A 20,062-nucleotide genomic window follows, 5' to 3' on the forward strand; every position below is an offset into this window, starting at 1 on the left:
CACGCCCGCTCCACACCCCACCGCCGCGTCGTGGGGGGGCGCCGCGCCTCTCTCGGGGGGGGGGCCCCCCCTCTCGTCTGCGTACGGCCAACCGCTTGCGGCTCACCGTCCACGGCCTACCGTTTACGGCTCGAACTTGTAGCCCAGGCCACGGACCGTCACCAGGTAGCGCGGGGCGCCCGGGTCGGGTTCGATCTTCGCCCGCAGACGCTTGACGTGGACGTCCAGGGTCTTGGTGTCGCCGACGTAGTCCGCGCCCCAGACCCGGTCGATCAGCTGCATACGCGTCAGGACGCGGCCCGCGTTCCGCAGCAGCATCTCCAGGAGGTCGAACTCCTTCAGCGGGAGGTCGACCTTGCCGCCCGAGACCGTGACGACGTGGCGGTCCACGTCCATGCGGACCGGACCGGCCTCCAGGGCCGCGGGGGTGACCTCCTCCGGCTCACCGCGGCGGCGCAGGACCGCGCGGATGCGGGCGACCAGCTCCCGCGAGGAGAAGGGCTTCGTCACGTAGTCGTCGGCTCCTATTTCCAGGCCGACGACCTTGTCGATCTCGCTGTCCTTGGCGGTCACCATGATGACCGGGACGTTCGAGCGGCCGCGCAGCTGGCGGCACACCTCGGTGCCGGGCAGCCCCGGCAGCATCAGGTCGAGGAGGACGAGATCCGCTCCGTTGCGCTCGAACTCGTCGAGACCGTCGGGCCCGGTCGCGGCGACCGCGACCTCGAAGCCTTCCTTGCGGAGCATGTACGACAGGGCGTCGCTGAAGGATTCCTCATCCTCGACGACGAGCACTCGGGTCACGGAAGGACCTCCGGGGCAGGGAGCGGTTCGGTCATGAGATCGGGGGTGGGGGAGGCGGACCGGCGGCGGTCCCGTACGGCGCCCGCCTCGGGCAGCCGCAGGGTGAAGGTGGAGCCCTGGCCTTCGGTGCTCCAGACCGTGACCTCCCCGCCGTGCGAGGCGGCCACGTGCTTGACGATGGCCAGGCCGAGCCCCGTGCCTCCGGTGGCTCGGGAGCGGGCCGGGTCGACGCGGTAGAAGCGTTCGAAGACCCGCTCGCGGTCCTTCTCGGAGATGCCGATGCCCTGGTCGGTCACCGCTATCTCGATCAGGTCGCCGCCGGGGGCGGCCACGCGGCGGGCGGCGATGCCCACGCGCGTACGGGCCGGTGAGTAGTTGACGGCGTTCTCGACGAGGTTGCCGAGCGCCGCGGCGAGCTGGCCGCGGCTGCCCCAGACGTACAGGTCGGCCGTTCCTCCGGAGACCATGGTGATCTGCTTGGTGGAGGCGGTGTGCCGGGAGCGGTCGATGGCCTCGGCGACCAGTTCGTCCACCCGTACGGGCTCGGAGTCCTCCAGCGGGTCGTCGTTCTGCACCCGCGAGAGGTCGATGAGTTCCTGTACGAGATTGGTGAGCCGGGTCGCCTCTATCTGCATACGGCCGGCGAAGCGGGTGACCGCCTCGGGGTCGTCCGAGGCGTCCATGACGGCCTCGGAGAGCAGGGAGAGCGCGCCTGTCGGAGTCTTGAGCTCATGACTCACATTGGCGACGAAGTCGCGCCGTACCGCTTCGATACGGCGGGCCTCCGTCAGGTCCTCGACCAGGAGCAGCACCAGGCGGGAGCCGAGCGGTGCCACGCGGGCGGAGACGGCGAGGGCCTCGCCGCGTCCGGTGCCGCGCCGGGGCAGGTCGAGCTCGACCTGCCGTATCTCTCCGTCACGGCGGGTGTCGCGGGCCATGTTGAGCATGGGCTCGACGGCCAGCTTCCCGCCGCGGACCAGGCCGAGGGCGTACGCCGCCGAGCTGGCCTTCACCACGGAGTCGCTCTCGTCGAGAACGACCGCGGAGGAGCGCAGCACCGACAGCACGGTGTCGACGCCGGGCGGGAGCACGGCGTCCGTGTGCAGGGAGGTCCGGGTGGGTCGCGCCTGGTCGCGCTCGCTCCAGCGGAACGCCAGCATGGCGATCACGCCGGTGCACACCCCGGCGATCGCTGCCAATGCGGCGACCGCCGCGTTCACGTCCATGCCATCCAGGTTATGCGGGGTCGAGGACACTCTCCCAGCCGTCCGAGTGGCTGCTCGAACAGTCGTCGCCCAGAGTTCACCGTGGGGACGGTGCCGGTTCATTTGAACCGTTGAGGACGATGGCCTGCGTCGCCCAGAGTTCACCGAGGGGAAAGGGGTCATTCACTTGGGGTGGACGCTCCTGACTTGTCGGGGGCCGAACGTGGGAGCGTGGGGGTCCGAAGCCCCACCCGGACCCCGGACGCTTGTGAGAGAGGGACATCGATGCGGGACGCGTACCACGAGGAACTTGACTCGATCGGCGAGGGCCTGGTCGAGATGGCCCGCCTTGTCGGGTCGGCGATCGGGCGCGCCACGACGGCGATGCTCGACGCGGATCTGAAGCTCGCGGAGAGCGTGATCGCGGCGGACCAGAAGGTCGACGACCTTCAGCACGACCTGGAGGCCCGGGCGATAGCGCTGCTCGCGCGGCAGCAGCCGGTGGCGACGGACCTGCGGATCGTGGTGACCTCGCTGCGGATGAGCGCGGACCTGGAGCGGTCGGGCGACCTGGCGCAGCACGTGGCGAAGCTGGCGCGGCTGCGCTTCCCCGCCACGGCCGTGCCGCGTGACCTGCATGCGACGATCCTGGAGATGGGCCAGCTGGCGCAGCGCCTGATGGCGAAGGCGGCGGAGGTCATCATCACGAAGGACGTCGACCTGGCGCTCCAGCTGGAGCAGGACGACGACGAGATGGACCTGCTGCACCGGACGCTGTTCCAGCACCTGATGGACGACCGCTGGAAGCACGGCATCGAGACGGCCGTGGACGTGACGCTGCTGGGCCGGTACTACGAGCGGTTCGCGGACCACGCGGTGTCGGTGGCGAAGCGCGTCGTGTACCTGGTGACGGGCGAGCACGCGGACGAGCTGCAGCAGGCGGACGCCCCGGTCGAGGGCGCGTAGCCCTCGGGCGGGCGGCGGATCGGGGCCGGGTGCCCGGCGCCAGGCGTCGGGCCGGGGGCGGGTGCTTGGCCATGGCCGCCGCTCGCTGCTCGGCGGGCGGGGGCTGCCGGGGGGGGTGGCGAAGTCCTGCACTCGGCGGGCGGGGCTGCCCGGGGGGGGCGGCGAAGTCCTGCCCCGGCGCGCGGGGCTGCCCGGGGGGCGGAGAAGTCCTGCCCCGGCGGCAGCCCACCCAGGACGGGCGGTGCCCGACGGCGGGTACTGCCTGACGACTCGCGCTGCTCGACGGCAGCCCGCCGGGGCCAAGCACGGGCGTGGGCGCTGGGCGGAGTGGGCCGCGTCGGGGCGTGGGCTGCGCCGGGGCGGCGCTCGCACTCCTGTGCGCCGTTGATGCGCCCGGTGACGTGGGCATGGAATGAAGGGGAGGCGACGTACGCCTTCGAGGAGGGACGCCATGCCTGAATCCGCCACCACCGACCCCCAGCAGGAGCCGCCGCGCGACACGGTCTTCCTGCCCGTCCTCGGCGCCTGCGGGTGCGGCTCGGGCTGCGGCTGCGGCTGCCAGTCCGGCGGGCCGTGCCAGTGCGGGGGCTGCTCCGGCTAGGCGCGTACGACGAGGGGCCCCGTCCGGAGATCCGGGCGGGGCTTCGTCGTAGGCGATGGCTTCGTATGTGCCCGGGTCTCAGACCTCGAGAACGCCGACGATCTGCCCCCCACTCATCTCACCCGTCCTGCGGAAGCCCAGCTTCAGGTAGAACTCCTCGGGCCCGTGCTCGCCCGGCTCCCAGGTGACGTGGAACTGACGCGCACCGCGCTGCCGGATCTCGTCGCGGACGGCGTCGACGGCGAACCGTCCGTATCCCTTGCCCTGCCGCTCGGCCGCGATGTTCAGCCGCCACAGGCCGCTGCGGCGGGCATCGGGGTCGTCTTCCTTGGCCCAGCGGATGTCGATGAAGGCCATGAGGAAGCCGACGAGCTCGTCCCCGTCGAAGATCAGCCGGGGCCAGGCGGTGTCCCCGAACGCGTACGCCTCCGCGAGCGAGGTCGCGACCGACGCGACGTTCTTCTCCTGGTGCGGGTGGACGCGCAGCGCGAGGGCGGCGTCGACGTTGTCGGGGGTGATCTTCTCGAGGCGGAGCGATGAAGGCATGGCCCGGAGGCTACCGACCGTCCGTGAATCCCGCCCGCGCATTTGTTCCAACCCTGGTCACGGGACGGGCTGCGACCAGGGCTGACCCGCCCAGGACCGGAGCCGGCCCGGCACGTCCGCGTCGAGGAGCCACGCGGCATGAAGAAGCCCCCTAGCGGCACGCGCCCTCTCTCCCCACGCTCCTGAGGCCGGCCGCGCTCCTGCACGAGCGGGAGGGGGAGATCACCGACACTCTGGTGGAGTTGCCCGTTCGCTCAGGGACCTGGAGGGCTCCGCCATGAAGTACACCGTCTCGATCGAGATCGCCCTGCCGCGGGAGAGGGTGGTCCAGCTGCTCGCCGACCCGGCACACCTGCCGAAGTGGCTGCGGGGCCTGGTGCTGCACGAGCCGCTGAGCGGGGAGCACGGGCAGGTCGGTACCAAGTCGCGGGTCGTGCTGCAGATGGGGCAGCAGAAGTTCGAGGGCACCGAGACGATCACGCGCCGCGAACCGGCAGACCTGCACGGGATCCCGAAAGGGAGCGTCGTTCACTTCGACCGCGAGATCGTCGGCGAGGGCATGTGGAGCGCCGTGCGCGACCGGCTGACCGAGGCCGGTCCGGAGACGACGCTCTGGGTGAGCGAGAACGAGTACCGATTCAGCGGCTTGCTGATGCGGCTGGTAGGGCTCCTGATGCCCGGCAGTTTCCGCAAGCAGTCGCTACAGCACATGCAGGACTTCAAGGCGTTCGCCGAGCAGGGAAAGGACGTCCGCGAAGCGAAGGGCTGATCTGCGTGTGGACAGCGGCGTCGACAACGTCGCGACCGAGGACATCCGCACCGCCTGAGGCCCGACGACTCCCCGCGCTGAGGGCCCACCGTGGGCCCAGAGCGGGAAAATGCCCCTGATCTGCGCCATGAGCGCAGGTCAGGGGCATGATCGCTACCTACTTCTTCTTGCCCTGGTTCTTCACGGCCTCGATCGCCGCCGCCGCCGCGTCCGGGTCCAGGTACGTGCCGCCCGGCTTCAGGGGCTTGAAGTTCTCGTCGAGCTCGTACGCCAGCGGGATGCCCGTCGGGATGTTCAGGCCCGCGATGGCCTCGTCCGAGATGCCGTCCAGGTGCTTGACCAGGGCGCGCAGGCTGTTGCCGTGGGCCGCGATCAGGACCGTCTTGCCGTCCAGGAGGTCCGGGACGATGCCGTCGTACCAGTACGGCAGCATCCGGTCGACGACGTCCTTCAGGCACTCCGTCTGCGGGCGCAGCTCCGGCGGGATCGTCGCGTAGCGCGGGTCGTCGGACTGCGAGAACTCCGTGCCGTCCTCGAGCGGCGGCGGCGGGGTGTCGTACGAGCGGCGCCAGAGCATGAACTGCTCCTCGCCGAACTCCGCGAGCGTCTGCGCCTTGTCCTTGCCCTGGAGCGCACCGTAGTGGCGCTCGTTCAGACGCCAGGAGCGGTGGACCGGGATCCAGTGGCGGTCGGCGGACTCCAGCGCCAGCTGCGCCGTGCGGATGGCGCGCTTCTGGAGGGAGGTGTGCAGTACGTCGGGCAGCAGGCCGGCGTCCTTCAGCAGCTCACCGCCGCGGACCGCCTCCTTCTCGCCCTTCTCGGTGAGGTTGACGTCCACCCAGCCGGTGAACAGGTTCTTCGCGTTCCACTCGCTCTCGCCATGGCGGAGGAGGATCAGCTTGTACGGTGCGTCGGCCATGCGCCCGAGCCTAATCGACGCCTGACGATTGACGCGCACCGTCAATTCGCTGGCGTCCGACGTATGAGATGCGTAAGTTACGGGTGCCGCTAGAGGGACTTACACACACGGGGGCCGGCCGCACATGTCCATCGACTCGCTCAGACGATCAGCTCGCGCGACCGTCTCCGGTCTCCCCGGCGGCTTCTGGTGGCTCTGGCTCTCCACCCTGGTCAACCGCACCGGCGCCTTCGTCCTCACCTTCCTCTCCCTGTACCTGACCCAGGAGCTCGGGCACTCGGCCTGGTTCGCCGGACTCGTCCTCGCCCTCCACGGCCTCGGCGGCGTCGCCGGTTCCCCGCTCGGCGGGACGCTCGCCGACAAGTGGGGCCGCCGCCCCACCATGGTCACCATGCACCTGGTGACGGCCTCCTGCGCCGCCGCCCTCGCTCTGGTCACCACCGCCTGGGGTGTTGCCGCCGTCGTGCTGCTGATGGGCGTCTCGATGCAGGCGGTGCGTCCCTCCATCCAGGCCACGATCGCCGACATGGTCCCCGAGCACGATCGCCGCCGGGCCTTCGCCCTCAACTACTGGGCCCTCAACCTCGGCTTCGCCGTCGCCGCCTTCGGGGGTGGCGCCGCGATCTTCCTCGGCTACCGCACCCTCTTCCTCGTCGAGGCCGTGGCCACCATCCTGTGCGCCCTGATCGTCTTCCTGCGGCTGCCCGAGACCCGCCCCGAAGCCCGCCGCGACCCCGCCGGCGAGGTCGTGGAGAAGGACCGCGTCAGCGTCCTCGACGTCCTGCGCGACGCACCCTTCCGCACCCTCGTCCTCCTCAACCTGCTCGTCTGCCTCGTCTTCACCGCTCCCTGGGTCGGCCTCCCCCTCACGGTGGCCGAAGCCGGCCTGAAGCCCAGCGCGTACGGCCTGGTCATCGCCACCAACGGTGTCGTGATCGTCGCCTTCCAGCTGCTGGTCAACAAGGTCACCGACAAGCGCTCGCCGGCGATGCTGCTCACCGTCTCCTCGCTGCTCTTCGCCGTCGGCACGGGCGCCACCGCGCTGGCCGGCACGCCGCTGCTCTTCGCCGCCACCGTGGTCGTGGGGGGGAGCGGGGCGAGGGGGGCGGGGGGCCCCCTACCCCCCCGCCGCCCCCCGGCGCCGGCCGCCCCGGCGCGCGGCCGCGCGCGCGGGGGCGCCCCGCGGCGGGCGCCCCGCCGGGCCGCGCCCCCCCCGCGGGTGGGGGCGCGCCCCCCCCGCCCCCCCCCCCACGTCCCCACCAACGCCGCCGCCACCGCCAAGCTCGCCCCCGAGCATGCGCGCGGCCGCTACCAGGGCGTCATGGGCATGTCCTGGGCCCTGTCCGGCTTCCTCGCCCCGATCCTCGCGGGCTGGGTCGTGGACGGCCCGGGCACCGACACCCTCTGGGTGGCCTGCGGGGTCATCGGCTGCATCGCCGCCGTCGGCTACGCCACGCGGCTCCGCAAGGCCCTGGACGACGGGCCCGCACCCGCCCCGGTGAAGGCCGAGACGACCCCGAAGACCGACGGGCCCGACGCACTCACCAAGACCGACGGGCCCGTCACGCCCGTCGCGCTCGCGGAGAAGAGCGACAGCGGCGCCCTCAGCGCCTGAGCAGCCGCTGCGCCTCGTACAGGTTCCGGGGGCGGACCGCGCCCGGAGTCCCGTACGCCTCCACGCGCGCGTGGAGCTCGCCCGCGAAGTCCGGTACGTCGATCTGGTCGAACTCGCGCACCTCGCTGATGCCGGCCGTCGCGCTGTACGGGGCGATCGTGTCGATCTTGACGAGGCCCGCCCGGCCGTTCGTCACCGTCACGTTCCAGTGGGTGAAGCGGGCGCCGTACAGCGGTCCGGCCGAGGCGTCCCCGCCGTGCCGGCCGTTGTTCTCGACCGTGATCTCCGTCCGTACGTTGGCGAACGGCATCCCCCGGTGGGTGTCGAAGGTGCCCATCTCCATCACCCCGCGCGACCAGACGTTGTAGCTGGACAGACCCTCCACGTTGATGCCGTGGAGCTGGGTGCCCGCCGGGGCGGGGACCGTGCGGGCCGCGATGCGGAAGTCCTCGACGAGGTTGTCGTGCGCGCCCTCGCGGCAGAAGTACGGGTGGTGGGAGCCCCTCCCCTCGACCCGGGTGCGCCGCAGCGTGCAGGCGGAGGCGGCGACGAGCCCGAAGCCGTTGTCGACATGGCGTACGACGACGTCCTCGGCCCAGCAGTCGTACGCGCACTGGAAGGTGACGCCGTTGTAGCCCTTGTCGAGGAGGTGCGGGGACTGCGGGGTCTCGACCGCTTCGAGGGTCAGCCCCTCGACGCCCGCGCCGGTGAGCGGCTCGGCGAGGGTCGTCAGCCGCGGGTCCCACTCCGGGCGGACGTCCAGCGGGAGGGGGCGTTCGAGGGTCACCTTCCGGCCCTTTACGGACATCACCCGCACCGGCCACTCGTAGGGCACGTACGAGGTCAGCTTGGTCTTGTCGTCCCAGGAGTACGCCTCGGGGCCCGGGCCCCCGCCCGCCATGTGCTCCAGGAGGGTGTGATCCGCGTCATCGGCCAGGCGGAGCAGAACCAGCTGTCCCCGGCGCAGGGTTGACGGGTCGTCGACGGTCACGGACCAGTCGCCGCGCCGGGCGGGGCGGACGGTGGTCAGGGTCCGCCATTCGTCACGCTTGTTGCCGGTCCAGCCCTCGAAGGGCCAGGCCCGGGCGCGGATCGCCGCGACGAGGGAGGCATGCCGGGCATGCGGGGCGAGCCAGATGAGGCCGCCGGCCCAGGACCAGGAGGACTTGTCGCCGCCGTAGCGCGAGCCGTACGGGCCGATGAGTTCGGTGAGGTGCTTCGTCGCGAGCAGTTTCGTACGGGCGGATCCGGCGCCGCGCAGCACCACACCGCTGTGGGCCATGCGGATGAAGTCGTCGATGCGGTACGTGCCGGGCGGGACGAGCACGGTGCCGCCGCCGCGCTCCCCCGCCTCGGCGAGCGCCCGGTTGATGGCCGCCGCGGAGTCGGCGGAGCCGTCGGGGATGGCGCCGTAGGAGAGGACGTTGGCGACGACCGGCGGGCGGGGCCGCCTGGTGGCGCCGCCGCATGCGCCGGCGCGGCCGACGTAGGGGATCTGGGGGTGGGTGTACGGGGAGTCCGCGTACTCCTTCCAGAGCGAGGAGGAGCCCGCCGGCCGGAAGCCGGTCGTGCCGGCCACCCCTACCGCCACCGCACCGCCCACGAACTGCCTTCTGCTGATTCCCATGAGCCCGCCTTTCATGGATGTGAACACCATTCAGATGTGCGACGGCGGCGAGCATGGCACGGCCAGGGCGGGGTACGGAAGGGGTCGTGCAGTTACCCGGCGAGAGCCTGAAGGGCGGCCGTCAGTTCGCGGGCTTCTGGGTCAGATGCGTGAACGCGTCGAGGTTCCGGGTCGACTCGCCCCGCGAGACCCGCCACTCGTACTCGCGCCGGATCGCGCTCGCGAAGCCCAGTTCCAGAAGGGTGTTGAAGGACCCGTCCGCCGCTTCGAGGACGGAGCCGAGCAGCCGGTCCAGCTCCTCGGGGGTGACGGCGGCGAGCGGCAGCTTGCCGGCCAGGTAGATGTCGCCGAGGCCGTCGATCGCGTAACTCACGCCGTACAGCTTGAGATTGCGCTCGAGGAGCCAGCGGTGGACGCCCGCCTCGTTCTCGTCGGGGTGGCGGATGACGAAGGCGTTGAGCGAGAGGGAGTGGCGGCCGACGCGCAGCGAGAGCGTCGTGAACAGCTTGCGCGTGCCGGGGAGCTTCACCACGTACGAGCCCGGCTCGGGTGACTCCCACTCCAGTTCGGCGTCCTTGAAGGTGTCCTCGATGACCCGCCGCACGTCCTCAGCCATGGTGCGAGCGTACGCGACGCCGATGATCGTGCATCGCCGCCGTGTACACGTCCGCCGTGCCGGAGGCGGCCGTGTCCCAGCCGAAGGACTCGGCGTGCCGGGCCGCCGCCGCGCCCATCCGGGCGGACAGCGCCGGGTCGGCCACGAACCGCCCGAGCGCCCTGGCGTAGTCGGCCGGGTCGTGCCCCTGGACGAGGAATCCGGTGACGCCGTCCCGTACCGCGACCGGAAGCCCGCCCACCGCGGCCGCGACGACCGGGGTGCCGGCCGCCTGCGCCTCGATGGCGACGAGCCCGAAGGACTCGCTGTACGAGGGCATGACCAGCACCGACGCCGCCCGGAACCAGTCCGCGAGGCGGTCCTGGCCGACCGGCGGGTGGAAGCGGACGATGTCCGCGATGCCCAGGCGTGCGGCGAGCTTCTGCAGCCCCTCCGGCTTGGCGAGACCGCTGCCGCTCGGCCCGCCGACGACCGGCACGAGCATCCGCGAACGCAGCGACGGGTCCTCGTCCAGGAGCCGGGCCGCGGCCCGCAGCAGGATGTCGGGGGCCTTCAGCGGCTGGATGCGGCCCGCGAAGACGGGGATGAACGCGTCGGCGGGCAGCCCGAGGCGGGCCCGCGCGGCCGCCCGGCCGTCGGCCGGGCGGAAGTGGTCGAGGTTGACCCCCGGATGGACGACCGCGACCTTGCCGGGCTCAGCCTCGTAGAAGCGGACGAGCTCGTCGGCCTCCTCGGCGGTGTTGGCGATCAGCCGGTCGGCGGCGCGGACGATCTGGGTCTCGCCGATCACCCGGGCCGCGGGCTCGGGGGTGTCGCCCTCGGCGAGCGCCGCGTTCTTGACCTTGGCCATGGTGTGCATGGCGTGCACGAGCGGGACGCCCCACCGCTCGGCGGCGAGCCAGCCGACATGGCCGGAGAGCCAGTAGTGGGAGTGGACCAGGTCGTAGTGGCCGGGGCGGTGGCCCGCCCACGCCTGCATCACGCCGTGTGTGAAGGCGCAGAGCTGGGCCGGCAGCTCCTCCTTGGCCAGCCCCTCGTACGGCCCGGCGTCGACGTGCCGGACCAGGACGCCCGGCGCGAGCTCGACGACCGGGGCGAGACCGCCGGTGGTGGCCCGGGTGAAGATCTCGACCTCGATGTTGATCGCGGCCAGTCGCTTGGCCAGCTCCACGATGTAGACGTTCATGCCGCCGGCGTCGCCGGTGCCCGGCTGGTGGAGGGGCGAGGTGTGGACGCTGAGCATGGCCACCCGGCGCGGGGTCCGGTGGCGTCCGGGGAGCCGGAGCCGGGGCGGCGTCGCCAGGGAGCCGGCGAGCCGGGACACGTACTGGCTCACGTCGACGGTCCTTCCGCTGAGTGGGGGCGTAGCGGGCCTTGCGGGGGCACTGCGGGACTTCGGGGCACTGCGGGCACGGCGAAACGGACGGCGCACAGCGCCCTCCAAGCCGGACAACACCGGAATGACGCCATCCATTTCCGTTTTGCCAATTCATTGCCGTGCCGGTGCGGCGTGGCGCACCGCTTACGCTCGTTCCATGGCCCCGCGCACGCCCCTCCCCGCCGCATCCCGCCCCGTCGGCACGGCGACCCGTGGGACCACCAACCCCAACCGGCTGCGCCGCATGGACCGCTGGATCGCCGCCGTCCACGGGCCCGCCCTGCGCCGGTCCGCCGAGCCGCCCGTCGCGGTCGACCTGGGCTACGGGGCCGCTCCCTGGACCGCCGTCGAGCTGCTCACCCGGCTGCGCACCGCCGACCCGCGCACCGAGGTCGTCGGCATCGAGATCGAGCCTGCCCGGGTCGCCGCCGCCGAGCCCTACGAACGCGCGGGCCTCACCTTCGTGCACGGCGGCTTCGAGGTCCCGGTGCCGGGAGAGGTCGCGCTGATCCGGGCCGCGAACGTGCTGCGGCAGTACGACGAGGGCGAGGTCGCCGCGGTGTGGGCGCGGCTGTGCGCCCGGCTGGCTCCCGGGGGGCTGCTGGTGGAGGGGACCTGCGACGAGATCGGGCGGCGTCATGTGTGGGTGGCGCTCGACCGGAGCGGGCCCAGGACGGTGACCTTCGCGACCCGGCTCGGCTCGTTGGACCGGCCCTCCGACCTCGCGGAGCGGCTGCCGAAGGCGCTGATCCACCGCAACGTGCCGGGCGAGCCGGTCCACGCGTTCCTGCGGGACTTCGACCGGGCGTGGGCGGCGGCCGCTCCGTACGCCTCGCTCGGCGCGCGGCAGCGCTGGATCCGGGCCGTACACGATCTGGCGGCGGACTGGCCGCTGACGGGCGGACATCGGCGGTGGCGGCAGGGCGAGGTGACGGTGCGCTGGGAGGCCCTGGCGCCCCGCTGAGGCACCGGCCGCCCGCCGCGCCCGCGGACCGTCGGCGGGCCGTACCAGGGGTCATCGGCATGCCAACTGCCGGTGAATTCACGGTACGTCGGGAACGCAACTCCCACATCCCTCGTCCCCCGTGGGGGACAGTGACCCGACAGGGACCGGTATCCCCTGTTGCTTTCACGTTTCGCATGGCACCATCGCCAAGGTCACCGCGAAGTTACTGACGGTAAATCAGATACGGGACTTGTCCGGGCCGTCCGAGGGGGAGCTTGTGAACCGACGCCGCTGCGCCACCGCCGCGATCACCGTGGTCTGCGCCCTGACGGTGCTGGCCTCACCCGCGTTGACCCTCCAGGCCTCCGCCGCCCCGCGGCCGCCCGCCGCGCCCTCGGCCCCGCTGCCGCCCGCCCCGCCGAAGAAGACCCTCGAAGAGGTACGCAAGGAGATCGACGGCCTGTACCGGCAGGCCGCCGCCGCCACCGACGCGTACAACCTCGCCGAGGAGAAGGCCAAGGAGCAGTCCGCCGAGATCGTGGAACTGGCCAGGATGATCGTGGCCGGCCGCGAGAAGATCGACGCGCTCAAGGCGCAGGCGGGCGCGGCGGCCCGCGCCCAGTACCGCAACGGCGGGCTGCCGGAGGGCGCCCAGTTCGTCCTCACCGACGATCCGCAGCTCTTCCTCGACAACGCCGGCCGGCTCCAGCAGGGACAGAAGGCCACCAAGGACCTGCTCGGCGAAATGGCCAAGACACAGGCCCAGTTGGACGTCTACGCCAAGGAGGCGGGCATCAACTGGACCAAGCTCGAGGCCAACCGCGTCAAGCAGGCCGGGGCGAAGAAGGACATCGACGACAAGATCACCGCGGCCAAGAAGCTGGAGTCCGAGCTCGCGGCCGAGGAGCGGGCGCGGCTGCTGCGGCTGGAGGAGCAGGAGCAGTACAAGGCGCAGACCGCCTGGCTGGGCACGGGCGTCCTCAAGGGCCTGAGCGGCAAGGCGACCCCCCAGGGCAAGCAGGCGGTGGAGTACGCCACGGCGCAGATCGGCAAGCCGTACGTCTGGGGTGCGGAGGGCCCGGGCTCCTTCGACTGCTCGGGGCTGACCCAGCGGGCCTGGGGCGTGGCCGGCCGCTCCATCCCGCGCACCTCGCAGGAGCAGTGGCGGCTGCTGCCGCGCGTGGACATCAAGGACATGCGGCCCGGCGACCTGATCGTCTACTACAAGGACGCGAGCCACATCGGGATGTACGTCGGCAACGGCGCGATCGTCCACGCCCCGAGGCCGGGGCGGAACGTGACGCTCGCGGGCGCGGGCTCGATGGAGATCCTGGGAGTCGTCCGCCCGGAGTGAGGCGTTGGGCGGGAGGCTGCGGCCCGGAGCGAGTCTTCGGGCGGCTGACTGCCACGCCGAGGGAGGCATCCGGAAGGAGGCCGCCGCGCGGACTCGTCCGCCCGGAGTGAGGCGTTGGGCGGGAGGCCGACCGGAATGGTCCGTTCCGACACAAGACCGCCCGGAGTGAGAGGTTCCGCACCCTCGGCGGCCACGGCCCCGCCCCCATCAGGCGTGATGTTCATCATGGCCTCGAAGGCAACAACCTCCCCATGCGCGGCATATGCCAAGAGCTTGTCGGTCCTCGTGGCGTGATCGCCATTCCGTTGCCCGCCGGGGTACCGCTATGGTCCCGGACAGGCGGGACGTCGTTCGTCGTCCTGCCGCCCTCGGGGGGAGGGAAGGATTCAAAGACCGATGCCCGTACCCGTACCGCGACAGAGAAACGACTCTGCTGCGGCCACAGGCGCTGTCACCGCTGCCGCGGCCGCCCCGGTCGCCACGGCCGCGACCGGCACCGATCTCACCCTCCTGGTCGTCGAGGACGACCCGGCGGGTGCCCTTGCCGTACCCGAATTGCTCGACGCCGACGGGACCCGCGTCCGTATCCGCACCGCCCGCAACCTCACCGAGGCCGAGCGGCTGCTCACCGACGACGTGCACTGCGTCCTGGTCGACCTGGCCCTGCCCGGCCCCCGCGCGGCCGGTGACGACCCCCTGGCGCCGCTGCGACACGTCCTGCGGCTCGCGCCGCGCCACGCCGTCCTGGCGCTCGCGGCCTCGGCCGACGCGGAGCTGGCGGCGGAGGCCGTACGGGTCGGGGCCCAGGACCACCTCTTCCGCGAGGAGCTCGACGGCCGGCTGCTGAGCCGGGCGATCCGCTACGCGGTGGAGCGCAAGCGGGCCGACGCCGTGCAGGTGAAGCTGACCGAGTCGCGGCTGCGGGCCCAGGAGAACGCGCGTCTGGAGCGCGGGCTGCTCCCCACCCCCCTCCTGGAGGGCTCCGAGCTGCGCTTCGCGGCCCGCTACCGACCGGGCCGCTCGCGCGCCCTGCTCGGCGGGGACTTCTACGACACCGTCCGCACCCCCGACGGCACGGTCCACGCGATGATCGGCGACGTCTGCGGGCACGGCCCCGACGAGGCGGCCCTCGGCGTGGAGCTGCGCATCGCGTGGCGGGCGCTGACCTTCGCCGGTCTGTGCGGGGACGAGCTGCTCTCGACGATGCAGCAGGTCCTGGAGCACGAACGGGAGAGCGAGGAGATCTTCGCGACGCTCTGCACGGTCGACATCGCCCCGGACGGGCGCCGGGCGGGCCTGTGCCTGGCCGGCCACCCCTCCCCGCTGATCGCCCGGCAGGGCAAGGCGGCACGGCTGCTGCCGTACGAGGACGGCGGCCCGGCCCTCGGCCTGCTGCCGCGCGCCCGCTGGCCGCGGCGCCAGGTGGAGCTGGGCGGGGCGTGGAGCCTGCTGATGTACACGGACGGCCTGATCGAGGGCCGCTCGGCGGGCCCGGGTTCGCCGCGGCTCGGCCAGGACGGGATGGTCGAGATGATCAACCGGCAGCTGGCGGAGGGCCTGCGGGGCGAGGAGCTCCTGGAGGCGGCGGTGACGGAGGTGCGCTCGCTGAACGGCGGGGAGCTGACGGACGACGTCGCGGTCCTGGCACTGGAAAGGGCCCGGGGATAGCCCCGGGCCCTTGGGTCCACTCGCGCGTCCTCCGGCTCTACCGGCCGCCGTTGTAGGGGCCGTACGGACCGTCGCTGCTGGAGCCGCCGCGACGACCACCGCCGCCGCCGGAGATCTGCTTGATCGCGGGCCGGACGTCCACCATGAAGACGATGGCGGCGATGAGGCCGGCGATCTGCAGGAAGAGCATGCCCAGAAGCAGGTTCAGGGCGAGGTTGATGCTGAGGATGATCAGCCAGAACTTCTTGGTCTGCTTGTCGGCCGCGCGATACGCGTCCTCGCGTGCCATGGCGGCGAAGACGAACGAGACGAGGGCGAAGCCGAGGAAGACCAGGTCGGTCACCAGTGAGAGACCGAGGTCGAATCCGTCGCGCAACATGTCTGAACCGCCTAGTCGGTGAAGTGAGCGCCTCGCGGCCAAGGTACCCGGTACAACGCACCGGGCACCCTGATTGGTGCCCCGGCCGGCCCCGCCTTACTTCTCGGCGGCGACGGTCTTCTTGGCGACCGGCTTGCGGGCGGTGGTCTTGCGGGTGGACTTGGGCGCCTCGGCCGCCGGCTCCTCCGCCTTGGTCTCGGCCTTGGCCGCCGGCTTGGCCTCCGGCTCGGGCTCGACGACGACGGCGATCTCGGTGATCTCCTCGGCCATCTCACCGCGCCACGCCTTCACGGCCTCCTCGCCGTGCGCGGCGACCTCCTCGTACTTCTCGCGCGCCTTGACCGCGTACTCGGCGGCGACGCCGACGCCCCGGAGGGCCAGGTCCTGGGCGGTCTCGCCGAGCTTCTTCAGGTCGGTGTCGAGGCTGCCGACGACCTCGGCGAGCTTCGACTGCACGGTGGCCTGGGCCTCCTTGGCCCGGTCGGCCACCTTGTCCTGCACGGCCTTCGGGTCGGTCTTGCGCACGGCGTCGATCCGCGCGGGCGCCTCGGCGGCGATCTGCTCGATCAGCCCAGGGACCTTCTTGGCCTGCTGGACGGCGAGGTCGGCGGTGCCGGCGGCGAAGTAGAGGGGGGTACGCAGTTCTTCGATGATGGCCATGGGTGTGGTCCTCCCGGATGTGTACGTACTAGCTCACGGTTCGTTCGGCATCGGGAGCGGCGTCGTCACCGTCGACGGTCTCGGCGGCGCGCTCAGCAGCGTTCTCGGCGGCGTTCTCCTTGCGGAAGGAGTCGTAGATCTGGAGCAGTACCTGCTTCTGCCGCTCGTTGATCGAGGGATCGGCGAGGATGACGGCGCGCGTCTCCAGCTCCTCCCGTTCCTTCTCGTCGAGAATCCCGGCCCGCACGTAGAGAGTCTCGGCGGAGATCCGCAGCGCCTTGGCGACCTGCTGGAGCACCTCGGCACTGGGCTTGCGCAGCCCCCGCTCGATCTGACTCAGATACGGATTGGACACCCCGGCGGCCTCCGCGAGCTGCCGCAAGGAGAGCTGCGCGGTGCGCCGCTGCTCGCGGAGGTACTCGCCAAGATTGCCGACGTTGAGTGATGCCATGCCCCGACGATGCCATCGCCTGCTAACTATTGCAAGCACCTGCTTGCAATAGTGTCGCGCCTCACCGACGGGCCGCGGGGGAGCCTGAGCACGATAGGTGTCGCATTTGCACGACAACTGCCGCAGGGAGCACGGAACTACGCCAGACCGATCAGGCCGCGATCACGGAAGCCTCGGACCCCGCGTCACCTCGCGGGTGCGACCGGTGCGCACACGCCGCGCGGCGCCCGATGCCGGGCCCCGGTCAGCCGGCTTCCGTCAGGGCCGCGTGCGCGGCGGCGAGGATCTCCTCGGAGAGCGGGGAGCCCTGCGTGGCCCGGGACAGGACCAGAGCACCGACCAGGGTGCACAGCCGGGCGAGGCCGCCCCCGCCGCCCCCGACGCCCGCGACGGCCTCGGCGGGGGCGAGGAACGCGGCGAAGTCGGCCACGCCCTCCGCGTAGGTACGGCGCGCCTCGCGGCCTTCGGGTCCGCGCGCGATATCGATGGCGAGAGCCGCGACCGGGCAGCCGTCCGCCGCGTTGTCACGGTGTTCGACGGAGAGGTAGGCGTCGATCAGGGCCCGCTGAGCGGCACCCCGCTGCCCGTCGTGCCGCTCGAGCCCGGCCGCATTGCGCCGTGCGATCTCATCGAAGACGTGGGCGGTGACCTCATCGACGAGCGCTTCCTTGGAGGCGAACTGCTTGTAGAAGGCGCCGTGGGTGAGGCCGGCCGCCTTCATGAGATCGGCGACGCTGACGTGGGTGCCTTGCTCCCGGAACAGCCGCGACGCGGTGTCCACCACCCGCCTGCGATTCTCCTCCGCCTGCGCCTGCGATACGCGGCCCATGGCCACCTCCTGCACGAACCAGTTTGGATGTCGATTGGCATCTATCCTAGCCGCGTGTTTAGATTGTGGTTGCAATCTAATTGACGCGGGTGCTCCGACGGCGCCTGCGAAGGACAGGAGCGAGCATGGAACTCAAGAACGCGGTCGCGGTGGTCACCGGCGCCAACCGGGGCCTCGGGCGGCACCTGGCCGCCCAGCTCGTGGAGCATGGCGCCAAGGTCTACGCGGCGGCCCGCCGTCCCGAGACGGTCGACCTGCCGGGCGCCCGCCCACTGCGCCTCGACGTGACGGACCAGGAGTCGATACGGGAGGCCGCCCGCATCGCGTCGGACGCGACGCTTCTGATCAACAACGCGGGCGTCTCCACCGGCGCGACGCTGGTCGGCGGCGACCTGGACGAGGTACGTCGCGAGATGGAGACCAACTTCTTCGGCCCGCTCGTCGCCACACGGGCCTTCGCTCCCGTCATCGAGGGCAACGGCGGCGGCGCCGTACTCAACGTCCTGTCCGCCCTGTCCTGGTTCCACCCGGCAGGCCTCGGCTCCTACGCGGCTTCCAAGGCCGCCGCCTGGGCGCTGAGCGACGCGAGCCGCGGGGAACTGGCGCCCCGCGGGATCACCGTCTCGGCGCTGCACGTCGGCTACATGGACACCGACATGGCCGCCGGCGTGCCCGCCGATCAGAAGGTCGCCGCCGCCGACGTCGCGGCCCAGGCCCTTTACGGCATCGAGACCGGCCTGCCCGAGATCCTCGCCGACGAGACCAGCAGGTACGTCAAGCAGAGCCTGTCCGCGGCGCCCCAGCCGAACGCGGGCTGACGCTCACCCCCTCCACCACGGCACGACGGCCTTCCAGGCCCCCTTACGCAAGGACTTCTCATGCGTTACACGGCCTTCGGCCGCAAGACCGGACTACGCGTCTCCGAGTACGCGCTCGGCACCGCGAACTTCGGCACCGGCTGGGGCGCCGGCGCCGAGCCCGACGAGGCCCGCCGGATCTTCGACCCCTTCGCCGAGGCCAGCGGCACCTTCCTCGACAGCGCCGACAGCTACCTCGCAGCCCTCGACGTCCAGCTCACCGACGAGCAGTACGCGCGCCTCGACAAGGTCAGCGCCATGCCGCTCGGCGTACCGCACGAGGGCGTCGCGGGCTCGCTGGGCCGCCTCCAGGGCGGCGACGCGGGCAGCGTCATCGCCCCGGTCGTGCCGGTGGCCTGAGCCCGGAAACACGGCCGCCGCAGGGCTCTCCGCGCAGGCACTGGCCACTGCCGTGCCGACGCGGAGCGCGCGGACCAGAAGACACCACAAACTGTCTCGTAACGAGACAAACCCCTCACGGACAGAACACCCCTCCCGCTTGGACGGGAGACCACACGAACGGAGATGACGATGAAGGCCTTCATGGTCGAGAAGTACGGTGACGCGTCCAACATGCGTGCCGCCGAGATACCCGACCCCCAGGTGGGCGCCGACGACGTCCTGGTCAGGATCGACGCGGCGAGTGTCAACCCGCTGGACATGAAGATCCGCGACGGTGACCTCAAGCAGATCCTGCCCTACCGTCTCCCGCTCGTCCTGGGCAACGACCTCGCCGGGACCGTCGTCCGCGTCGGATCGTCCGTCACCCGCTTCGCGGTGGGCGACGAGGTCTGGGCGCGGCCCGACAAGGACCGCATCGGCACCTTCGCCGAACTCCTCGCCGTCCACCAGGACGACCTGGCGCCCAAGCCCGCCACGCTCACCATGACCGAGGCCGCCTCCCTCCCCCTGGTCGCGCTGACCGCCTGGCAGGCCCTGGTCGAGCGGGCGAACGTCCAGCCGGGCCAGAAGGTCCTCATCCACGCGGGCGCCGGCGGCCTGGGATCCATCACCATCCAACTGGCCAAGGCACTGGGCGCGCACGTGGCCGCCACCGCGAGCACCGCCAAGATCGACCTCGTCAAGGACCTCGGCGCGGACGAGGTCATCGACTACCGCACCCAGGACTTCTCCGAACTCCTCACCGGCTACGACCTCGTCCTGGACTCCCTCGGCGGCGAGAACCTCGCCAAGTCCCTGCGCATCCTCAAGCCCGGCGGCCTGGCCATCTCCGTCGCGGGCCCGCCCGACACGGCCACCGCCCGCGAACTCGGCTCGAACCTGGTGCTCCGCCTGGGCATCGCCGCGCTCAGCGCCAAGATCCGGCGCCAGGCCAAGCGTCTCGGTGTCACGTACTCCTTCCTGTTCATGAAGGCCAGTGGCGACCAGCTGCGCGAACTCACCCCCCTCATCGACGCCGGGAAGATCCGCCCCGTCGTCGACCAGGTCTTCCCCTTCGACGAGACCCTTCAGGCCATGGAGTACGTCGAGAAAGGCCGCGCGAAGGCCGGCAAGGTCGTCGTCTCCATGACGTGAACCCAGGGCAACGGCCCTGCCGGACGCCGAGAACGCCGCCCGCCACAACGAGAAGAACCCGCCCCACGCTCCTTTCTCCCACACCAGGACCCGATCACGAACGCACCGTCCAGCTCCCCCACGCCCACCCCGTCGTCGTACAAGAACGCGCCGACCCGCGCCGTGTCCGTGCACGGCGTGGGCGTCGCCTACCGGCAGCACGGTCCGGACGACAACTTGCCTGCGAAGAGTGCGGATCACGTCAGGAACGATGCGAATTCGGCGACAGATGTCGCGCTCAGAGCTTCACGAAAGGGCAGGTCGGGACGGAAGGATGACGACACCTATCGTGCTCAG

At 71.6% G+C, this 20,062-nt stretch carries 21 protein-coding genes; 10 read left to right on the forward strand and 11 right to left on the reverse strand.

All coding sequences use genetic code 11. The annotated features are described in order from the left end of the window. Positions 1 to 123: 123 nt before the first annotated feature. Together ACFVZW_RS04430 and ACFVZW_RS04435 are read right to left on the reverse strand one after the other, a co-directional pair. Complete coding sequence (locus tag ACFVZW_RS04430; protein ID WP_017242433.1) at positions 124 to 804, reverse strand: response regulator transcription factor; 681 nt, start codon at positions 802 to 804, stop codon at positions 124 to 126. Then, positions 801 to 2,030, reverse strand: coding sequence for a sensor histidine kinase (locus tag ACFVZW_RS04435; RefSeq protein ID WP_384516570.1), 1,230 nt, complete (start codon positions 2,028 to 2,030; stop codon positions 801 to 803). Before ACFVZW_RS04435 ends, ACFVZW_RS04430 begins: the two co-directional genes overlap by 4 nt. A 264-nt stretch (positions 2,031 to 2,294) precedes the next feature. On the opposite strand from ACFVZW_RS04435, the gene phoU reads away from it, so the two are divergent. Together phoU and ACFVZW_RS04445 are read left to right on the forward strand one after the other, a co-directional pair. Further along, entirely contained in the window at positions 2,295 to 2,975 is a 681-nt protein-coding gene (gene phoU / locus ACFVZW_RS04440) for a phosphate signaling complex protein PhoU (protein ID WP_383549807.1), read from the forward strand. Between the two features lie 451 nt (positions 2,976 to 3,426). Continuing rightward, positions 3,427 to 3,576: a hypothetical protein gene (locus ACFVZW_RS04445; RefSeq protein ID WP_384516574.1), complete on the forward strand. Its 150-nt coding sequence runs from the start codon at positions 3,427 to 3,429 to the stop codon at positions 3,574 to 3,576. A 78-nt stretch (positions 3,577 to 3,654) separates the two neighbouring features. On the opposite strand, the gene ACFVZW_RS04450 is transcribed toward ACFVZW_RS04445, so the two are convergent. Next, a complete protein-coding gene (locus tag ACFVZW_RS04450) occupies positions 3,655 to 4,122 on the reverse strand; it encodes a GNAT family N-acetyltransferase (protein WP_384516577.1) in 468 nt (155 codons plus the stop codon). 277 nt (positions 4,123 to 4,399) lie between these two features. Between ACFVZW_RS04450 and ACFVZW_RS04455 the strand changes: the two genes are divergently transcribed. Beyond that, positions 4,400 to 4,891, forward strand: a complete 492-nt coding sequence (locus ACFVZW_RS04455; RefSeq protein ID WP_384516580.1) for an SRPBCC family protein — start codon at positions 4,400 to 4,402, stop codon at positions 4,889 to 4,891. 157 nt (positions 4,892 to 5,048) lie between these two features. Here ACFVZW_RS04455 and ACFVZW_RS04460 read toward each other — a convergent pair whose 3' ends face one another. Continuing rightward, on the reverse strand, positions 5,049 to 5,810 hold the full coding sequence (locus tag ACFVZW_RS04460; RefSeq protein ID WP_376433186.1) for a phosphoglyceromutase: 762 nt from the start codon (positions 5,808 to 5,810) through the stop codon (positions 5,049 to 5,051). 124 nt (positions 5,811 to 5,934) lie between these two features. On the opposite strand from ACFVZW_RS04460, the gene ACFVZW_RS04465 reads away from it, so the two are divergent. Then, positions 5,935 to 7,425, forward strand: coding sequence for an MDR family MFS transporter (locus tag ACFVZW_RS04465; protein WP_384516583.1), 1,491 nt, complete (start codon positions 5,935 to 5,937; stop codon positions 7,423 to 7,425). On the opposite strand, the gene ACFVZW_RS04470 is transcribed toward ACFVZW_RS04465, so the two are convergent. The 3 genes from ACFVZW_RS04470 to mshA form a co-directional block, all read right to left on the reverse strand. After that, a complete protein-coding gene (locus ACFVZW_RS04470; RefSeq protein WP_384516586.1) occupies positions 7,415 to 9,052 on the reverse strand; it encodes a glycosyl hydrolase family 28-related protein in 1,638 nt (545 codons plus the stop codon). The two genes, ACFVZW_RS04465 and ACFVZW_RS04470, sit on opposite strands and share 11 nt — an antisense overlap. 121 nt (positions 9,053 to 9,173) lie before the next feature. Beyond that, positions 9,174 to 9,668: a YbjN domain-containing protein gene (locus ACFVZW_RS04475; protein ID WP_384516589.1), complete on the reverse strand. Its 495-nt coding sequence runs from the start codon at positions 9,666 to 9,668 to the stop codon at positions 9,174 to 9,176. Further along, positions 9,661 to 11,004, reverse strand: coding sequence for a D-inositol-3-phosphate glycosyltransferase (gene mshA, locus ACFVZW_RS04480; protein ID WP_384516592.1), 1,344 nt, complete (start codon positions 11,002 to 11,004; stop codon positions 9,661 to 9,663). The genes ACFVZW_RS04475 and mshA overlap by 8 nt, the downstream gene beginning before the upstream one ends. Before the next feature lie 199 nt (positions 11,005 to 11,203). Here mshA and ACFVZW_RS04485 point away from each other — a divergent pair, with 199 nt between their 5' ends. The 3 genes from ACFVZW_RS04485 (at position 11,204) to ACFVZW_RS04495 (ending at position 15,014) form a co-directional block, all read left to right on the forward strand. Then, positions 11,204 to 12,010, forward strand: coding sequence for a class I SAM-dependent methyltransferase (locus tag ACFVZW_RS04485; RefSeq protein ID WP_384516595.1), 807 nt, complete (start codon positions 11,204 to 11,206; stop codon positions 12,008 to 12,010). 259 nt (positions 12,011 to 12,269) lie between these two features. Continuing rightward, complete coding sequence (locus ACFVZW_RS04490) at positions 12,270 to 13,346, forward strand: NlpC/P60 family protein (protein ID WP_384516597.1); 1,077 nt, start codon at positions 12,270 to 12,272, stop codon at positions 13,344 to 13,346. A 396-nt stretch (positions 13,347 to 13,742) separates the two neighbouring features. After that, entirely contained in the window at positions 13,743 to 15,014 is a 1,272-nt protein-coding gene (locus tag ACFVZW_RS04495) for a PP2C family protein-serine/threonine phosphatase (protein WP_384516600.1), read from the forward strand. Positions 15,015 to 15,051: 37 nt separating this feature from the next. On the opposite strand, the gene ACFVZW_RS04500 is transcribed toward ACFVZW_RS04495, so the two are convergent. The 4 genes from ACFVZW_RS04500 to ACFVZW_RS04515 form a co-directional block, all read right to left on the reverse strand. Then, positions 15,052 to 15,393: a DUF2516 family protein gene (locus tag ACFVZW_RS04500; protein WP_384516603.1), complete on the reverse strand. Its 342-nt coding sequence runs from the start codon at positions 15,391 to 15,393 to the stop codon at positions 15,052 to 15,054. Positions 15,394 to 15,489: 96 nt separating this feature from the next. Then, the gene (locus tag ACFVZW_RS04505; RefSeq protein ID WP_384516606.1) at positions 15,490 to 16,053 is read right to left on the reverse strand and encodes a hypothetical protein; all 564 of its coding nucleotides are present in this window, start codon (positions 16,051 to 16,053) and stop codon (positions 15,490 to 15,492) included. 28 nt (positions 16,054 to 16,081) lie between these two features. After that, positions 16,082 to 16,504: a helix-turn-helix domain-containing protein gene (locus ACFVZW_RS04510; RefSeq protein WP_383549763.1), complete on the reverse strand. Its 423-nt coding sequence runs from the start codon at positions 16,502 to 16,504 to the stop codon at positions 16,082 to 16,084. Positions 16,505 to 16,748: 244 nt separating this feature from the next. Further along, positions 16,749 to 17,333 (reverse strand): TetR/AcrR family transcriptional regulator, encoded by a 585-nt coding sequence (locus tag ACFVZW_RS04515; protein ID WP_384516608.1) that lies wholly within the window; start codon positions 17,331 to 17,333, stop codon positions 16,749 to 16,751. Between the two features lie 125 nt (positions 17,334 to 17,458). Between ACFVZW_RS04515 and ACFVZW_RS04520 the strand changes: the two genes are divergently transcribed. The 3 genes from ACFVZW_RS04520 to ACFVZW_RS04530 all read left to right on the forward strand — a co-directional run bounded on the left by ACFVZW_RS04520 (position 17,459) and on the right by ACFVZW_RS04530 (position 19,726). Then, positions 17,459 to 18,151: an SDR family oxidoreductase gene (locus ACFVZW_RS04520; protein ID WP_384516611.1), complete on the forward strand. Its 693-nt coding sequence runs from the start codon at positions 17,459 to 17,461 to the stop codon at positions 18,149 to 18,151. A gap of 60 nt (positions 18,152 to 18,211) precedes the next feature. Then, complete coding sequence (locus ACFVZW_RS04525) at positions 18,212 to 18,550, forward strand: hypothetical protein (protein ID WP_384516613.1); 339 nt, start codon at positions 18,212 to 18,214, stop codon at positions 18,548 to 18,550. A gap of 171 nt (positions 18,551 to 18,721) precedes the next feature. Beyond that, entirely contained in the window at positions 18,722 to 19,726 is a 1,005-nt protein-coding gene (locus ACFVZW_RS04530) for an NADP-dependent oxidoreductase (protein WP_384516792.1), read from the forward strand. The last annotated feature ends 336 nt before the right edge of the window (positions 19,727 to 20,062 follow it).

The organism is Streptomyces sp. NPDC059567, assembly GCF_042735655.1.
Classification (GTDB): Bacteria; Actinomycetota; Actinomycetes; order Streptomycetales; family Streptomycetaceae; genus Streptomyces.

Excerpts from the sequence above, each read along its gene's own strand:
- ACFVZW_RS04435 (WP_384516570.1), bottom strand. The coding sequence starts at position 2,030 with ATGGACGTGAACGCGGCGGTCGCCGCATTGGCAGCGATCGCCGGGGTG.
- phoU (WP_383549807.1), top strand. The coding sequence starts at position 2,295 with ATGCGGGACGCGTACCACGAGGAACTTGACTCGATCGGCGAGGGCCTG.
- ACFVZW_RS04445 (WP_384516574.1), top strand. The coding sequence starts at position 3,427 with ATGCCTGAATCCGCCACCACCGACCCCCAGCAGGAGCCGCCGCGCGAC.
- ACFVZW_RS04450 (WP_384516577.1), bottom strand. The coding sequence starts at position 4,122 with ATGCCTTCATCGCTCCGCCTCGAGAAGATCACCCCCGACAACGTCGAC.
- ACFVZW_RS04455 (WP_384516580.1), top strand. The coding sequence starts at position 4,400 with ATGAAGTACACCGTCTCGATCGAGATCGCCCTGCCGCGGGAGAGGGTG.
- ACFVZW_RS04460 (WP_376433186.1), bottom strand. The coding sequence starts at position 5,810 with ATGGCCGACGCACCGTACAAGCTGATCCTCCTCCGCCATGGCGAGAGC.
- ACFVZW_RS04465 (WP_384516583.1), top strand. The coding sequence starts at position 5,935 with ATGTCCATCGACTCGCTCAGACGATCAGCTCGCGCGACCGTCTCCGGT.
- ACFVZW_RS04470 (WP_384516586.1), bottom strand. The coding sequence starts at position 9,052 with ATGGGAATCAGCAGAAGGCAGTTCGTGGGCGGTGCGGTGGCGGTAGGG.
- ACFVZW_RS04475 (WP_384516589.1), bottom strand. The coding sequence starts at position 9,668 with ATGGCTGAGGACGTGCGGCGGGTCATCGAGGACACCTTCAAGGACGCC.
- ACFVZW_RS04485 (WP_384516595.1), top strand. The coding sequence starts at position 11,204 with ATGGCCCCGCGCACGCCCCTCCCCGCCGCATCCCGCCCCGTCGGCACG.
- ACFVZW_RS04495 (WP_384516600.1), top strand. The coding sequence starts at position 13,743 with ATGCCCGTACCCGTACCGCGACAGAGAAACGACTCTGCTGCGGCCACA.
- ACFVZW_RS04500 (WP_384516603.1), bottom strand. The coding sequence starts at position 15,393 with ATGTTGCGCGACGGATTCGACCTCGGTCTCTCACTGGTGACCGACCTG.
- ACFVZW_RS04505 (WP_384516606.1), bottom strand. The coding sequence starts at position 16,053 with ATGGCCATCATCGAAGAACTGCGTACCCCCCTCTACTTCGCCGCCGGC.
- ACFVZW_RS04510 (WP_383549763.1), bottom strand. The coding sequence starts at position 16,504 with ATGGCATCACTCAACGTCGGCAATCTTGGCGAGTACCTCCGCGAGCAG.
- ACFVZW_RS04515 (WP_384516608.1), bottom strand. The coding sequence starts at position 17,333 with ATGGGCCGCGTATCGCAGGCGCAGGCGGAGGAGAATCGCAGGCGGGTG.
- ACFVZW_RS04520 (WP_384516611.1), top strand. The coding sequence starts at position 17,459 with ATGGAACTCAAGAACGCGGTCGCGGTGGTCACCGGCGCCAACCGGGGC.
- ACFVZW_RS04525 (WP_384516613.1), top strand. The coding sequence starts at position 18,212 with ATGCGTTACACGGCCTTCGGCCGCAAGACCGGACTACGCGTCTCCGAG.
- ACFVZW_RS04530 (WP_384516792.1), top strand. The coding sequence starts at position 18,722 with ATGAAGGCCTTCATGGTCGAGAAGTACGGTGACGCGTCCAACATGCGT.